The organism is Pannonibacter carbonis (assembly GCF_003012935.1).
GTDB classification, from domain to species: Bacteria; Pseudomonadota; Alphaproteobacteria; order Rhizobiales; family Stappiaceae; genus Pannonibacter; species Pannonibacter carbonis.
The window spans coordinates 10,766-24,599 of sequence record NZ_PUDR01000024.1 but is presented as its reverse complement, the minus strand read 5'-3'; the positions used below and the strand labels follow the sequence as shown (position 1 = coordinate 24,599).

Annotated in this window: 14 protein-coding genes; 9 read left to right on the top strand and 5 right to left on the bottom strand. The window is 62.8% G+C overall.

Annotated features, from left to right (window positions below):
- Nucleotides 1-26: 26 nt before the first annotated feature.
- Complete coding sequence (locus C8348_RS21250; protein WP_106755317.1) at nt 27-635, bottom strand: thiamine phosphate synthase; 609 nt, start codon at nt 633-635, stop codon at nt 27-29.
- 57 nt (nt 636-692) lie between these two features.
- Between C8348_RS21250 and C8348_RS21245 the strand changes: the two genes are divergently transcribed.
- Both C8348_RS21245 and C8348_RS21240 read left to right on the top strand, forming a co-directional pair.
- Nucleotides 693-1,493, top strand: coding sequence for a YdcF family protein (locus tag C8348_RS21245; RefSeq protein WP_106755316.1), 801 nt, complete (start codon nt 693-695; stop codon nt 1,491-1,493).
- A 126-nt stretch (nt 1,494-1,619) separates the two neighbouring features.
- Nucleotides 1,620-2,864 carry an adenylate/guanylate cyclase domain-containing protein gene (locus C8348_RS21240; RefSeq protein WP_106755315.1) on the top strand — a complete coding sequence of 415 codons (1,245 nt, stop codon included), beginning with the start codon at nt 1,620-1,622 and terminating at the stop codon, nt 2,862-2,864.
- On the opposite strand, the gene C8348_RS21235 is transcribed toward C8348_RS21240, so the two are convergent.
- A complete protein-coding gene (locus C8348_RS21235; RefSeq protein ID WP_157950499.1) occupies nt 2,747-3,505 on the bottom strand; it encodes a DUF599 domain-containing protein in 759 nt (252 codons plus the stop codon). The genes C8348_RS21240 and C8348_RS21235 overlap by 118 nt on opposite strands.
- A gap of 256 nt (nt 3,506-3,761) precedes the next feature.
- Between C8348_RS21235 and C8348_RS22560 the strand changes: the two genes are divergently transcribed.
- A complete protein-coding gene (locus tag C8348_RS22560; RefSeq protein ID WP_279629406.1) occupies nt 3,762-3,896 on the top strand; it encodes a hypothetical protein in 135 nt (44 codons plus the stop codon).
- 84 nt (nt 3,897-3,980) lie between these two features.
- Here the strand turns inward: C8348_RS22560 and C8348_RS21225 are convergent, their stop codons facing one another.
- On the bottom strand, nt 3,981-4,535 hold the full coding sequence (locus C8348_RS21225) for a hypothetical protein (protein WP_106755313.1): 555 nt from the start codon (nt 4,533-4,535) through the stop codon (nt 3,981-3,983).
- A gap of 54 nt (nt 4,536-4,589) precedes the next feature.
- The gene (locus tag C8348_RS21220; RefSeq protein ID WP_106755312.1) at nt 4,590-5,942 is read right to left on the bottom strand and encodes an NAD-dependent epimerase/dehydratase family protein; all 1,353 of its coding nucleotides are present in this window, start codon (nt 5,940-5,942) and stop codon (nt 4,590-4,592) included.
- Between the two features lie 111 nt (nt 5,943-6,053).
- Here C8348_RS21220 and C8348_RS21215 point away from each other — a divergent pair, with 111 nt between their 5' ends.
- The 3 genes from C8348_RS21215 (at nt 6,054) to C8348_RS21205 (ending at nt 8,085) form a co-directional block, all read left to right on the top strand.
- The gene (locus tag C8348_RS21215; protein ID WP_106755311.1) at nt 6,054-6,488 is read left to right on the top strand and encodes a DUF1489 family protein; all 435 of its coding nucleotides are present in this window, start codon (nt 6,054-6,056) and stop codon (nt 6,486-6,488) included.
- Nucleotides 6,489-6,625: 137 nt separating this feature from the next.
- Entirely contained in the window at nt 6,626-7,372 is a 747-nt protein-coding gene (locus tag C8348_RS21210; RefSeq protein WP_198647179.1) for a VWA domain-containing protein, read from the top strand.
- Complete coding sequence (locus C8348_RS21205) at nt 7,372-8,085, top strand: DnaJ domain-containing protein (RefSeq protein ID WP_106755310.1); 714 nt, start codon at nt 7,372-7,374, stop codon at nt 8,083-8,085. The genes C8348_RS21210 and C8348_RS21205 overlap by 1 nt, the downstream gene beginning before the upstream one ends.
- Nucleotides 8,086-8,101: 16 nt before the next feature.
- Here C8348_RS21205 and C8348_RS21200 read toward each other — a convergent pair whose 3' ends face one another.
- The gene (locus C8348_RS21200) at nt 8,102-9,595 is read right to left on the bottom strand and encodes a D-alanyl-D-alanine carboxypeptidase (protein WP_208983845.1); all 1,494 of its coding nucleotides are present in this window, start codon (nt 9,593-9,595) and stop codon (nt 8,102-8,104) included.
- Between the two features lie 432 nt (nt 9,596-10,027).
- Here C8348_RS21200 and C8348_RS21195 point away from each other — a divergent pair, with 432 nt between their 5' ends.
- The 3 genes from C8348_RS21195 (at nt 10,028) to clpA (ending at nt 13,719) form a co-directional block, all read left to right on the top strand.
- Entirely contained in the window at nt 10,028-10,360 is a 333-nt protein-coding gene (locus tag C8348_RS21195) for a phasin family protein (protein ID WP_106755309.1), read from the top strand.
- 587 nt (nt 10,361-10,947) lie between these two features.
- Nucleotides 10,948-11,277: an ATP-dependent Clp protease adapter ClpS gene (clpS, locus tag C8348_RS21190; protein ID WP_106755308.1), complete on the top strand. Its 330-nt coding sequence runs from the start codon at nt 10,948-10,950 to the stop codon at nt 11,275-11,277.
- A gap of 12 nt (nt 11,278-11,289) precedes the next feature.
- The gene (gene clpA / locus C8348_RS21185; protein WP_106755307.1) at nt 11,290-13,719 is read left to right on the top strand and encodes an ATP-dependent Clp protease ATP-binding subunit ClpA; all 2,430 of its coding nucleotides are present in this window, start codon (nt 11,290-11,292) and stop codon (nt 13,717-13,719) included.
- Nucleotides 13,720-13,834 lie beyond the last annotated feature (115 nt).

The following is a 13,834-nucleotide window of genomic DNA, read 5'->3' as shown; positions in this document are numbered from 1 at the left end:
CGCCTCATGTCAGTTTGCCGGTCCGCTCAGCTCCGCGCCCACGACGCCCGTGCGGCAAGCCATGCGGCACAGCGGGCTTCGGGGTCAGTGGCGCCAAGCACATCGGTGATGACGCAGACGCTGTCGGCACCGGCAGCAAAGACGGCTGGGGCAGTCTCCAGGGTTACCCCGCCGATGGCGACGAGCGGGCAGGAAACACGCTGCCGCCACTCGCTGATTCTCGCCAGTCCTTGCGTCGGATAGTCGACCTTCTTGCCTCTGGCTTCGTAGATCGGTCCGAGGGCAACATAGTCAGGCGCCAATGCGAGGGCCCTGTCGAGCTCGGCCGGCGTGTGGGTCGAAATGCCGATCCGGATGCCGACTGCGCGCAGGGCGGCAATGTCGGCCGTGTCCAGATCCTCCTGGCCGAGATGGACCCAGTCAGCGCCGCAGCGAATGGCCGCCTGCCAATGGTCGTTGACAATCAGCGTCGCACCAGCCTGTTTGCACAGGATGAGTGACCGGCGGATCTCCGCTTGCGTGCTGTCCTCGTCGAGATCCTTGACCCGGAGCTGGACGAGTGGCAAGCCGACCGGCAGAAGACGTTCGATCCAGCTGGCCGAATTCACGATGAGATAGAAGCGGTCGAGGGTCACACAGCGGCTCCGGTCGCGGCACAATGAAATGGCACATAGCAGATTTGGCCGGGTACGATGTTCTTTTATCTGTCGAAATTGTTCTTCATCCTGGTTCGGCCATCGAACTTCCTTGTCCTGATGCTGCTCGTCGGGGCGTTTGCGCTGCTGTTTGCAAGAACACGCCGCATTGGCCAGGGAGTGATGGTGACTGCAGCGCTCTGTATCGCCATCGCCGGATATTCGCCGCTGGCCAACCTTGTGCTGCTGCCGCTTGAAAACCGGTTCTCCCAGCCCGATCCTCTTCCCGAAAAGGTAGATGCGATCATTGTCCTGGGCGGAGCGATCGACACGGTGGTGTCGGGGGCAAGGCCCTATCCGGCGATTACCACCGCCGGCGAACGGCTCACCGTTGTGCCGGAACTGGCACGGCGGTATCCGGAGGCGCGGATCGTGCATTCGGGCGGGCAGGGTGTCCTATTCGGCAACACGACCACTGAGGCCATGGCAGCCGGGCGCATTTTCGATGGGTTCGGGCTGGATCCTGCGTTGGTTGTCCTTGAGGACAAATCCCGCAACACCTGGGAAAACGCCATGGAAACCCGGGCCCTGCTGCGCCCGAAAGAGGGTGAGACCTACCTGCTCGTTACTTCGGCCCTGCACATGCCGCGCGCCGTCGGAGTCTTTCGTCAGGCGGGCTGGACCGGGCTGGTTCCCTATCCGGTCGATTGGCGCACGCGCGGCGATGAAGATCTCTGGCTCGGCTTCGACGCGATCTCCGAAGGTCTGACCCGGCTCGATCTGGGCGTGCGGGAATGGATCGGTCTCGCCGCCTATTGGGCCACCGGACGCAGCAGCGCCCTGTTTCCCGCTCCCTGAATCAAGCGCCGGGCTGCAGGCATTGTTCTTTGCCGGTGAACAGTTGTTTTCTGGTCTGGATGTCTTTCAAGCAGGGTGCCCGAGCCCTATCTTCAGCGTTGGAAACCAACATGTAAGGAACCGGCCATGTCGCTGGAGGCACCGCTGATCGCAGCGCAGGTGATGCAATGGCTGTCGGGAGATGCGATCAGCATCAAGGACAGTCTTGTGCTCGTGAGCGAACTCGGCAAGCGGCTGAACGAGGCCAAGGTTCCGGTTGACCGGATCACCACTGGCATCACGCTGCTGCATCCGAATGTCCGCGCTGAAAGTGCCATCTGGACGACAGACGGCGAGCGAGCCTTGCGGCGCTATCTCGAAGCGGAGAACCTTGAGGAGGCTTACAACAGCAGCCCGCTCAAGGTGGTCTATGTCGAGGGCCGTGCTGTGCGCGTGCGCATCCTGCCTGAGCCGGAGGCCTGGGAATATGGCGTCATTCCCGACCTCAGGGCCGCTGGCTATACTGACTACCTTGCGCTGCCGATGCCCTTCAGCGACGGCACCACCAAGGCGCTGACGCTTGCGACCAGGGCTCCGGGCGGCTTCACCGTGTCGCATATTGCGGTGTTCGAGACCATCGTTCGCCCGCTCGGGCTGATCTGCGAACTCAACACCCTGCGCCGGACAGCGGAGACCGTGCTCAACACCTATGTCGGCCCGCGCGCCGGCAGCAAGGTGCTGAACGGCAGCATCAAGCGCGGCGAAGGTGAGCTGATCTCGGCCGTCGTGACCTTTGCCGATCTGCGTGGCTTCACGCAGTTGTCCAACAAGCTGCCGGGCGACAAGCTGATCTCGTTGCTGAACAACTATTTCGGCGCGATTGCCGAGACCGTCGAGGCGCATGGCGGCGAGGTGCTGAAGTTCATCGGCGATGAGGTGATGGCGATTTTCCCCTATACCGATGAGATCGAGGCCCGGGACGCCGCAGGCCGGGCGCTGCTTGCCGCCCGGGACGCCGTGCTGCGGATTGCGGATGTGAATGCCAATTGCTGCGAGGAAGTTCCGCAGATCCGGGCCGGCATTGCCCTGCATGCCGGGGATGTGTTCTTCGGCAATGTCGGCAGTGCGACACGGCTGGATTTCACCGTGGTCGGGCCGGTGGTGAACCTGGCCTCGCGCGTTGCCGATCTTGCCAAGCATCTCGACCGGGATGTTCTGGTCTCGGATGCGGTCGCCGACCTGATGGGATGCCGCCACAAGCTGCATGGCACCTATTACGTGAAGGGGTTCGAGGAGCCGGTGTCGGTATTTGCCCCGGATGTCTCGTTGATCGGCACGGAGGGGGCCTGCTCGGAATCGCTGATTGCCTCAAGGGCGTTTGACGCGAACTGACGCCGCAGAAGCACGATCAACACCGCAAGGGTCGTGACCCCCAGCGCATGCGGCCCGGCGAACCAGCCCATGAAACCGATCGAGAAGAAGAACGCGCGCTGGCCACGGTTGAAATGCCGGCCGGCCAGCGCATTGAGCCGCCCGGCCTTATGGACCGTCCGGGCCAGTTCGTCGCGATCCGTCGTCGTCGCATCGGGCACTGAACCCATCACTATGCTGGCGTAGTTGAACAGGCGATAGGCCCAGCTGAACTTGAAGAACGCATAGGCGAAGATCAGCATCAGCCCCAGCACCTTGACCTCCCACAAGGTCCGGTTGGCAACGACCGGCACGGAGAGATCTCCGGCAATCTCGACGATGCGGTCGGCGGCATTGAGCAGGGTAAAGGCCCCGCCGATGGCCAGCAGCGCCGTCGAGGCAAAAAACGCCGTGCCCTGCTGAAGTCCCGTAAGGATCGCAGTGTCCATGATTCGCACCTGCCGGCTCGCCATCATCCGCATCCAGCCATAGCGATAGGCCTCCATCCGCATCGACAGGCTGCGCGTCTTCAGCGGCGAAACCTCGACAATCAGGTTGAAACCCATCCAGGCAGTGAGAAACCAGCCAATGGCGATCCAGTCGAGCGGGGCAAGTGCGGTCATCAAATCGTCCTACTCATTGCGGATTGGTTAAATCGATTCAACAGTGATCCTGATGGCTTCAATTTATCAACGGGATGCTGCAGATCGGCAAGCGTCTGATCTCATTGAGGCAATTGCGAGCAATGCATAGCCGGCGCATCAGGTGCCCTGTTTTTGCGCTTGCGAAGGTATTAGGAACTCATTAAATCTCATGCCGCAAAGCCGCCATATTCGGGTCCTGCGGGAGCCGGGGGCGGCGCGGATCATAAGGGTTTTCATGGACGAAAACGTACAGAAGTCCTGCTGGGGCGTTACCGTTTGGACGGTACTCGTTCTCGGGGGCATGCTGGCTCTGGTCATGCTGTTCGCCGACGCTGAAACTGCCAAAACCGCAGTCACCGTCGTCCGCTGAACCCGGCTTCCAGGCATCCAGTTTGACAAAGGCGCGGAGCACTCCGCGCCTTTCGTCTTTTTGGGCTGTCGTCTTGCGTCCCTGTCAGCGTCCGCGCGCAGCGCGAGGGCGGCTGGCGAAATAGCGATGGGCCTCCATCTGCCGCACGATGGTCCGGCCGCCTGGCTTGCTGATGATGAACCCGGCAAAACTGCTGCCTCCCGCCTCGAACAGGACAAGGGTTGCCGGACCGACGTCAGGCCAGTCGATCTTCGCGCCATAGGTGTCGACGTCCTCCAGCGTGTCCTTGCCGGTCAGCGTCAGGATGTCCTCGCGGCGCAGGGTGATTGCGTTGCTGCCGCCCCAGTCGACGGCTGCCAGCCCGTTCCAAAGTCGCGGGAGGGGCAGGCGCATGGTCTCGAATGTCAGCACCATGACCGTGCGATCACGGGTCAGATCAAGCAGAACTTCGACGGACCGAAGATCGGTCGGCAAATCTTCGCGCTGCCCGTTCGCGTCTGTTGTGAACCCTGCCGTGTTGACCATCTGGTACGGTCCGAGCGCAATGAGGTCCGACGTTTGATCGTCCGCTCGCGCGGATGACCCGGCCCCCATGAGCAAGACGGCTGCGACGAACAGGGCAGCGAGGCGGCGCGGCATGGCTACAAGCTCCAGGGCATGTATCAGCCCTGGCGATAGCGTAGCGAAGTGCCGTTACGGTTTGGTTTCCGGGAAAAGCGTATCGTCCCTGGATGGGTCGTTTACTGGCTCGTCCGCAATGGCTGCGTCCTGCGAGGGCTCGTCCTGGGGATCGATCACGCCGTCTACGGCCGGGGCAACGAAGTCCGGGTCCGGCTCCCGCCCCAGATCGGGGAGCCTGTCGGCCTCCCACTCACCCGACTGCGCAGCCAGGCCGCCGGTGTCGTCAGAAAAGGGGCCCGCCGTCTCAACATCCGGTCCAACAGACCGCGAGCGCAAGGGGAGGGGCGGCAATTCGTCCTCCGCCCACGCATCCAGGGCGACGTCCGCGTCAGCGGGCAATTGCGGTTCTGATGTGGCCGGTTCCGGCTCTGCCTGCGGGGCAGTGACCGGTTCAGCCGCAGGCTCCGGAACGGCGACTGCGGCTTCCGCCTTCGTGTGAAGAGGGGCTGTTGATGAGCGCGGCGCGGCCGGGATCGGTCCGACAGCAACCTCAACCAGCGCAGTCAGACTGTTGCACACCGGACGCCAGCCCAGCATGCGCTGGGCGCGCAGCGATGACGCTACCTGTGAGCGGGCAAAGCCGGCGGCAAAATCATGATGGGGATCACTGTCCGGGGCAGATTCTGTTTCAATGGAAACGGAAGCCCCGCAGGCATCCGCTACGCAAGCCGCGATTTCGGACAGGCTTGCGCCGGCAAGCCCGGCCCCAATCAGGCTGAGACGGAACTGCGACGAGGCCAGTGCGCGCAGGTAGAGATCGGCCAGATCATCCGCATCGACGAGTGGCCAGATGGTCTCGGGCTTCGCGCGGGTCACGAAGGGCTGGCCGCTGACGGCAGCCTCGGCCATCTCGGCAAGCGGCCCGCGTCCGGGCGCCGATACCAGCGCCGGATGAATGACCGCGACGCCCATGCGCGGGATCGTCAACAGGGAGCGGGTCAGCTCCCCCAGATGTGAGAAGGCTGGCAGCGGATCAAAGGCGGCACTTTCGCTGATCGGCTGATCCGGACTGGCGGGGAAGGCCCAGATGCCTCCAGTATAGACCAGTCTCGGCGGTTCGGCGAGATCTGGGACCATGCGCCGCAGCAGCGAGACAAAGCGGCGTTCTTCGCCGGCCATGTCGGGCCCGAAGCTCGCGCCGGTGTGAATGATGCCACGACAGGCCACAGCGGTCCCGATCCATGCTTCGGGATTGGCCAGGTCGCCTGGGATTGGCGTTGCCCCCGAATCGGCCAGCCACCGGGCGCTGGCAGCGGATCGCGCAAGCGCGGCAACGTTTTTCCCGTCCGCCAGAAGGCGTCTGAGGATCGCGCTGCCAATGGTGCCGGTTCCACCGGTCAAGAAAACATCCATAAGATCAATCATGCTGCGTCGCCGGGGAAAGGCAAGGGGGCGGGGTGGCGGGCCTGTGCATAAGCCCGATATGGCGGGAGAGGGGGCTTTGCCCGGTCAGAGCTGCTTGTTAGGGAATTGGTCATGGCATTGAACATCGTCAAACTCTGCGTGGGCGCGGACAGCGTCGAGGACCTCCAGGCGTGGATCGACTTCCGCATGGATCAGCTGGTGGCTGCCGGCCTGCCGCGCGAGCAGACCCACACCACCCGCATGGTGCCGACCCGGCGCGAGGAGATCCTTGGCGGGGGATCGCTCTACTGGGTGATCAAGGGTTACATCCAGGTGCGGCAGCATCTTGTCGATATCCGGCCTTTCAAGGATGCAGATGGCATCAACCGCTGTGATCTGGTGCTGGAGCCGCGCCTGATCCTGACCCAGATGCAGCCACGCCGCCCGTTCCAGGGCTGGCGCTATCTCAAGGCCGAGGAGGCACCCGCCGACATGCGGGGTGGATCGGGCGGCCAGGAGTTGCCCGAAGACATGCGCCGGGATCTGGCAGAACTGGGGCTTTTGTAGCCACACCAGCGTTTGCAGCCCGGATCCAGCCTGTTCGCGGCGGATCGGTCTTGCCTTCGCGGCAAAGGGCTCCAACCTTAGGGCTACGGCTTCAACAAGGGCAATGGACGCCCGGACAGCCGCGAGGGTGGAGCTCAATGGACGAGACCAGCAAGCGAACGAAGCAGACTGTTGCGCCCGGTTCCGGGGAGGGCGGCCCCGTCGCCGCAAGATCGGCGCCTGCCGAGATCGCAGCTTTCCTGAACCGCGCCGCGATGCCGGCTGGAACGTCAAATCCTGCCGTCCGTCTCATGTTCGCCCTTGATGCCACCATGAGCCGCCAGCCGACCTGGGACCGGGCGCGAGACCTGCAGGCCGCGATGTTTGATGAGGCCGCCCGCGCCGGGGGGCTTGAGGTCAAGCTCGTGTATTTTCGCGGGTTTGGCGAATGCCGCGCCTCGCCCTGGGTTCCGGATGCCCGGGCGCTTGGCCGGATGATGGACAAGGTTACCTGCCAGGGTGGCCACACCCAGATCCGCAAGGTGCTGTCAGCTGCCAGGGACGCAGCCGGGGCCGGTGGCTTGAAAGCCCTTGTCTATGTCGGGGATTGTGTCGAGGAGGATGTCGATCTCCTCTGCGCGCGGGCGGGGGAGCTTGCCTTGCTTGGCGTGCCGGTGTTCCTGTTCCAGGAAGGGGTCGATCCTGACGCCAGCATCGCCTTTGCTGAGATTGCCCGGCTCACGCGCGGTGTGCATCTGCGGTTCGATGGCCGTGCGGCAGCGGAACTGGGCGCCTTGCTTCGGGCGGTCGCGGCCTATGCCAGCGGTGGCCTTGACGGATTGCGGGCGCTTGAGGCGCGGGGCGCAGGCGGTGCGCGGCTGCTGCTGCAACAGATGGAAACTTGATGGTTTATTTCATTGCCGGGGCTGCCTTGCTTCTCGCCTATGTCTATTTCGGCAAGAAATTCATTGCGGCCAGTCCAGCCAGTCTTGCCCGCAATCTGAAGACAACCGCAGGCGTCCTGCTGCTGGCGGCCGCCGTCGGGCTCGGTGTCACCGGTCGCTTCGGGCTGGCTGTTCCGGCAGCCATTTTCGGTGCAACCTTGCTGGGCCTGATCGGAGGGGCAAGGGGCTGGCCGATGTCGCGCGGCAATTCAAAACCGGCGAGTGGGCAAAAGTCGCGGGTGCGAACGGCCCTGATTGAAATGGAACTGGACCATGACAGCGGGCGGATGACAGGCATGGTTCTGGCCGGGTCCTACAGCGGGCGCGAACTCGACAGCCTGTCACCTCAAGAACTGAGAGGTCTGTGGCGGGAGGCCGCCACAGACGCGGACAGCCTGGCCTTAGCTGAAGCTTACCTCGATCGCCGGCTTGCCGGCTGGCGTGTAGACTTCGAGGCGGATGGAGCAGACCGGCAGGGCAGCACGCCGGGCGCGGGCGCCATGACAGATCAGGAGGCCCACCAGATCCTGGGGCTTGCGCCCGGCGCCAGCGAAGCGGAAATCCGAGCTGCGCACCGCCGGCTTATGAAGCGGCTCCACCCCGACCAGGGGGGGAGCACCTTCCTGGCTGCGAAACTCAACGAGGCTAAAGACAAGCTTCTCGGAGGACATTGAACCACTCCAAACGCGATTACTGATAAACGGCATAGCAGTTGAACTTTGCTTTCTTCAGCGTCTTGCACGCCGAGAGAGCCGAGTTCTTGTCGTCGAACCCGACGAAACGGGCGCGGAACAGGGTTTGACCATTGCTGTTGACCGGCTCGGTGTGCGGGTCATTGCGGCGCAGCGCGGATCCGGTAGCCTCGCGCGCCTTTTTCAGCAGGCCAATGGCGGCAGTTTCGGATTCGGCGGCGCCAATCTGCACCTGCCAGCCGGGTGCGGCTTCAGACGCATTGTTGGTGGCGACCGTCACCGTGGTGTCCTCGGCCTTGACCTTGCCGCGCAGCGGCGCAACAGGGGCAATGGAGGCAACTTGTGTTTCGGGGGCGGGCACAGTCTCGACCGGGGTCTCGGCGACGGCATCGAACGCGGCTGCAAAACGCGGGTTCGGGATCGACCCGGTTGTCAGGGTGGAGGTCTCTCCCGGCAACTGCGGCGCGGGAACCGGAATGGCGGCAACAGGAGCGGGGGCTGCGGGAGCCGGAACCGGGACAGCAACGGCGGCAACCGGTGCCGGCGTGCTGCGCGGCGCTTCTTTCGGAGGGACGACATTTGCCAGGGCGACAGCCACCGGACGCGGCTCGATCTCCGGCTTTACGCCCGGAATGGGGGCCTTCAGCGGAGCATTGACCTTGAGCGGCGCGGACGGTCTTGTTTCGGTCATGGCCGCAACAGCCAGCGGACCCGACCGCGACACGATGGCCGGCGCAGTCCGGCGTCCTGTGCTCGCCTTCTTCATGTGTTCATTGATCAGCTTGACCATCTGCGCATCGCGCGAGCGGCCTGTTGTTCCACCGATAACGACGGCAACGATGTGGCGGCCATCCCGTTCAACAGAGGTGACCAGGTTGAAACCTGAAGCGCGGATGTAGCCGGTCTTGATGCCGTTGACGCCCGGGACCGCGCCCAGCAGGCGATTGTGGTTGCCGTAGGTGCGGCCGCGGAAGGCAAAGCTGCGGGTCTTGAAGAACTCAAAATAGTTCGGGAAACGTTCGTGCAGGGCGCGTCCGAGAAGGGCCATGTCGCGGGCGGTGGTGCGCTGCCCGGCGTTGGGCAGGCCATGCGGGTTCTTGAAAGTCGACTTCGACATGCCGATCTGGCGCGCGGTGCGCGTCATGCGATCGGCAAAGCGGGCCTCGCTGCCACCGACATTCTCGGCAATCACCAGCGCCACGTCATTGGCCGACTTGGTGACCAGGGCCAGGATCGCGTCACGCACGGAAATGGTAGAGCCCGGCGTCAGGCCGAGTTTCGAAGGGGGTTGGGCTGCGGCACGCGCCGATACGCGCAATGGCGTGTCCAGCTTCAGGCGGCCTGCTTCCAGATCCTCGAACACCACATAAAGTGTCATCATCTTGGTCAGGCTTGCCGGATAGCGCAGTTCATCAGCGGCGGCCGAGTACAGCACGTCGCCGGTCTTGGCGTCGACGACGATGCCAGAATATCTCGGTGCTTCTTGGGCCACGGCGACCCCTGCAAACATGCAGGCGGACAACACCGTGAACTGAGCAATCTTCCTTGCAAAATGACCGATCGAAAACGCCGCCAGAAATCTACGCATACCGTCCGAACTCTCGCCGTCCCCGTTCTGGGGGCATACCCACACACACGAAGCCGCCCGACGCGGTTGTCCCCCGACACTGCGCGCCCGCTTCGTGCACCCTACTGACACCAGTGTGACGGCAACGCGGTTACGAATGAGTAAAACGCCGGTTCATTTTAAACTCTCGTGAACCTTGCTGTCGGGAGCCTACGTGGTGACACGGATGGTTATATTGCAGTGCAAAAAATTCATTGACTTTTTTGTGCATTGCGTAATTATTGCGCAGCTCGGCCGCTCCGGGACACCTACCGCGCTCCTCACCGATTGAAGGGGCCGCAACATCGAGGGCAGGACATGATCAACAATCTTGAAGACATCCAGAAATTCAGCAAGGAACACATGGAACTGGCTGTTCAGACGGCTGGTGGCATGAGCAAGAGCCTGCAGGCGATCGCTGCCGAAGTTGCTGATTACCAGAAGAAGTCTTTCGAAGAAGGCACTGCTGCCGTCGAGAAGATCGTCTCCGCCAAGTCCCTGGACAAGGCGTTCGAGGCCCAGACCGAATATTTCAAGACCGCCTATGAAGGCGCTGTCAGCCAGTTCACCAAGATTGGCGAGATGTACACCGACCTCGCCAAGGACATGTACAAGCCCTACGAAGGCGTGCTCGGCAAGACTGCCAAGTAAGCAATCCGGCCATGACCGCCTGAGTTTCAGGCGGCCGTTTCAGGCGCTCGGGAACCAGATGGTTCCCGGGCGCTTTTGTTTTGGGCGCAATTACCGATCATGCTGCATTGCAGCAAGTGCGCGACCCTGTTTCGGTTGCGGTCCTTACAGACGGCAAGGGCAAGACCACTTCAGCTTCACTCAGGATTGATCTTCCAAAATGCAACTGCGCACCTACATTCGGTGACGGAACGCAAAGGTTCGAAGCGGCAGGCGGTGTCTCTGCGAATGCAGCGATCTTGGTGAAACAGCCCATTGCGCCGGCAGCCGGGGCGGGTAAGGATTGGCGTTGTCGCCAGTCTTCGGTCGCATGCGTCGCGCTTCGCAATATCGGTGGGCGAGACCGATGGACATGAAGGGCTTGGTTACACTCACCGGGCTAGACTGAAGTGGGGCGAGCACAAGATTGGCGCTTCTCTTCCTGGGCGAAGAGCAAGCAGGGCTGTGAAGCCCCCTGAGGCGGCGCCGGCCGGCCACGGTCCTGAAAGGGCCTGTAGGCAGGGCTGCCGCGCAGGGCAGGCAAGGACGAAGAGGCAGACAGGCGAGGCATGGCAAGCGGATCACGCCGGGACGAAGACGATGAAGGCGGAACGGTTGTCGTCACCAAGACGAGAACTGTCACGAAACGGCCCAACCTCTATCGGGTGTTGTTGCTCAACGACGACTACACCCCGATGGAATTCGTCATTCACGTTGTCGAGCGCTTCTTCCAGAAGAACCGGGAGGAAGCGACCAGGATCATGCTGCACGTCCATCATCATGGCGTCGGCGAATGTGGTGTCTTCACATATGAGGTAGCTGAAACGAAAGTGACCCAGGTGATGGATTTCGCCCGCAAGCATCAACATCCGCTGCAATGCGTGATGGAGAAGAAGTAAGGGGACAAGCACGTGCCGTCATTCTCCCGAAGCCTTGAAAAGGCCCTGCACCAGGCGCTCGCCTTCGCCAATGAGCGCCAGCAGGAATATGCAACTCTCGAGCATCTGCTGCTTGCCCTGATCGATGATCAGGACGCAGCTGCGGTCATGCGGGCGTGCAACGTCGATCTTGATATGCTGAAGCGCAACCTGATCGACTACATCGAGACCGAACTGGAAAATCTCGTCACCGATGGTGACGAGGACTCCAAGCCGACTGCCGGCTTCCAGCGGGTGATCCAGCGCGCAGTGATCCATGTACAGTCTTCCGGCCGGGAAGAAGTGACCGGCGCGAACGTGCTTGTGGCGATCTTCGCCGAGCGTGAAAGCCATGCGGCCTATTTCCTGCAGGAGCAGGACATGACCCGCTACGACGCTGTGAACTACATCTCGCACGGCATTGCCAAGCGCCCCGGTCTGTCGGAGCCCCGGCCCGTGCAGGGGGTCGAGGACGAAGCCGCCATGCCTGAGGACGTCGAGACCAAGCCGAAGAAGAAGACCGACGCGCTGGAAGCCTATTGCGTCAATCTCAACGAGAAGGCCAAGGTCGGCAAGATCGACCCGCTGATCGGACGCGACAGCGAGATTTCCCGCACCATCCAGATCCTGTGCCGCCGCTCCAAGAACAACCCGTTGTTCGTGGGCGATCCGGGCGTGGGCAAGACGGCGATTGCCGAAGGCCTGGCGCTGCGCATCATCCGCAAGGATGTGCCGGAAGTGTTGCAGGATGCCACCATCTTCTCGCTCGACATGGGCACGCTGCTTGCCGGCACCCGCTATCGCGGCGATTTCGAGGAGCGGCTGAAGCAGGTGGTGAAGGAGATCGAGGACTATCCCGGCGCGGTGATGTTCATCGACGAGATCCACACGGTGATCGGCGCGGGTGCCACGTCCGGCGGGGCGATGGACGCCTCCAACCTGCTGAAGCCGGCGCTCGCCTCAGGCGCGATCCGCTGCATCGGTTCGACCACCTACAAGGAATACCGCCAGTTCTTTGAAAAGGACCGCGCCTTGGTCCGTCGGTTCCAGAAGATCGACGTCAACGAGCCGTCGGTGACCGACGCCATCGAGATCCTCAAGGGCCTGAAGCCCTATTTCGAGGACTTCCACAAGGTCAAGTACACCAACGAGGCGATCAAGACGGCGGTTGAGCTGTCGGCCAAGTACATCAGCGATCGCAAGCTGCCGGACAAGGCCATCGACGTGCTGGACGAGACCGGCGCCTCCCAGATGCTGCTGCCGGAAGGGCGCCGGCGCAAGACCATCGGCGTCAAGGAAATCGAGACCACGATTGCCACAATGGCCCGCATCCCGCCCAAGTCCGTGTCCAAGGACGACGCCGAGGTGCTGTCGAAGCTGTCAGCCGACCTGAAGCGGGTCGTCTACGGCCAGGACAAGGCCATCGAGACGCTGGCGAGCGCGATCAAGCTCGCCCGTGCAGGTCTGCGCGAGCCGAACAAGCCGATCGGCAGCTACCTGTTCTCCGGCCCGACCGGCGTCGGCAAGACCGAAGTGGCGCGCCAACTGGCCTCGTCGCTGGGCGTCGAGCTGCTGCGTTTCGACATGTCCGAGTATATGGAGCGGCACACGGTTAGCCGCCTGATCGGTGCGCCTCCGGGCTATGTCGGTTTTGACCAGGGCGGCCTGCTCACCGATGGCATCGACCAGCATCCGCATTGCGTGCTGCTGCTTGACGAGATCGAGAAGGCGCATCCGGATCTCTACAACATCCTGTTGCAGGTGATGGATCACGGCAAGCTGACCGACCACAACGGCAAGCAGGTCGATTTCCGGAATGTCATCCTGATCATGACCACCAACGCGGGCGCGGCCGACATGGCCAAAGCGCCGGTGGGCTTCAATCAGGTGCGACGGGAAGGTGACGACCGTGAAGCCATCAACAAGCTGTTCACGCCGGAATTCCGAAATCGCCTCGACGCGATCATTCCCTTCGACAATCTGCCGATCGAGGTGATCCATCAGGTCGTCGAGAAATTCGTGATGCAGCTGGAAGTCCAACTGGCCGACCGCGGCGTGACCTTCGAACTGACCCCGGACGCCATCGCCTGGCTCGCCGACAAGGGCTACGACACCCAGATGGGTGCGCGTCCCCTGGGCCGCGTCATCCAGGAGCACATAAAGCGGCCGCTGGCCGACGAGGTGCTGTTTGGCAAGCTGAAGAAGGGCGGTACGGTCAAGGTCTCGGTGAGCGAGGACAAGGCCGGGCTGCTGCTGGAATCGGTCGAGGACAAGCCGCTGCGTCCGGCGCCTGCCAAAGCGGCTGCCAAGCCGAAGCGCAGGCGCAAGCCGGCGGCGAAGAAGCTTGAGCCGGTGGTCGAAGCCAAGGCTCCGCCGGCCCGCCCGAAAAAGAGCCTCGTCCCGAAAGTCCCGCTCGCGGACTGAGGGGATCACGGCAGACATCAGAAGCCCGGCCGGAAGCGGCCGGGCTCACACTGATGCCGAGCCCTCGATAGTCATCCCGGACGAGAGCGAAGCGGAGATCCGGGACCGGAGAGCC

Coding starts and splice junctions, on each gene's coding strand:
- C8348_RS21245 (WP_106755316.1), top strand. CDS start 693: ATGTTCTTTTATCTGTCGAAATTGTTCTTCATCCTGGTTCGGCCATCG.
- C8348_RS21240 (WP_106755315.1), top strand. CDS start 1,620: ATGTCGCTGGAGGCACCGCTGATCGCAGCGCAGGTGATGCAATGGCTG.
- C8348_RS21235 (WP_157950499.1), bottom strand. CDS start 3,505: ATGACCGCACTTGCCCCGCTCGACTGGATCGCCATTGGCTGGTTTCTC.
- C8348_RS22560 (WP_279629406.1), top strand. CDS start 3,762: ATGGACGAAAACGTACAGAAGTCCTGCTGGGGCGTTACCGTTTGGACG.
- C8348_RS21225 (WP_106755313.1), bottom strand. CDS start 4,535: ATGCCGCGCCGCCTCGCTGCCCTGTTCGTCGCAGCCGTCTTGCTCATG.
- C8348_RS21220 (WP_106755312.1), bottom strand. CDS start 5,942: ATGATTGATCTTATGGATGTTTTCTTGACCGGTGGAACCGGCACCATT.
- C8348_RS21215 (WP_106755311.1), top strand. CDS start 6,054: ATGGCATTGAACATCGTCAAACTCTGCGTGGGCGCGGACAGCGTCGAG.
- C8348_RS21210 (WP_198647179.1), top strand. CDS start 6,626: ATGGACGAGACCAGCAAGCGAACGAAGCAGACTGTTGCGCCCGGTTCC.
- C8348_RS21205 (WP_106755310.1), top strand. CDS start 7,372: ATGGTTTATTTCATTGCCGGGGCTGCCTTGCTTCTCGCCTATGTCTAT.
- C8348_RS21195 (WP_106755309.1), top strand. CDS start 10,028: ATGATCAACAATCTTGAAGACATCCAGAAATTCAGCAAGGAACACATG.
- clpS (WP_106755308.1), top strand. CDS start 10,948: ATGGCAAGCGGATCACGCCGGGACGAAGACGATGAAGGCGGAACGGTT.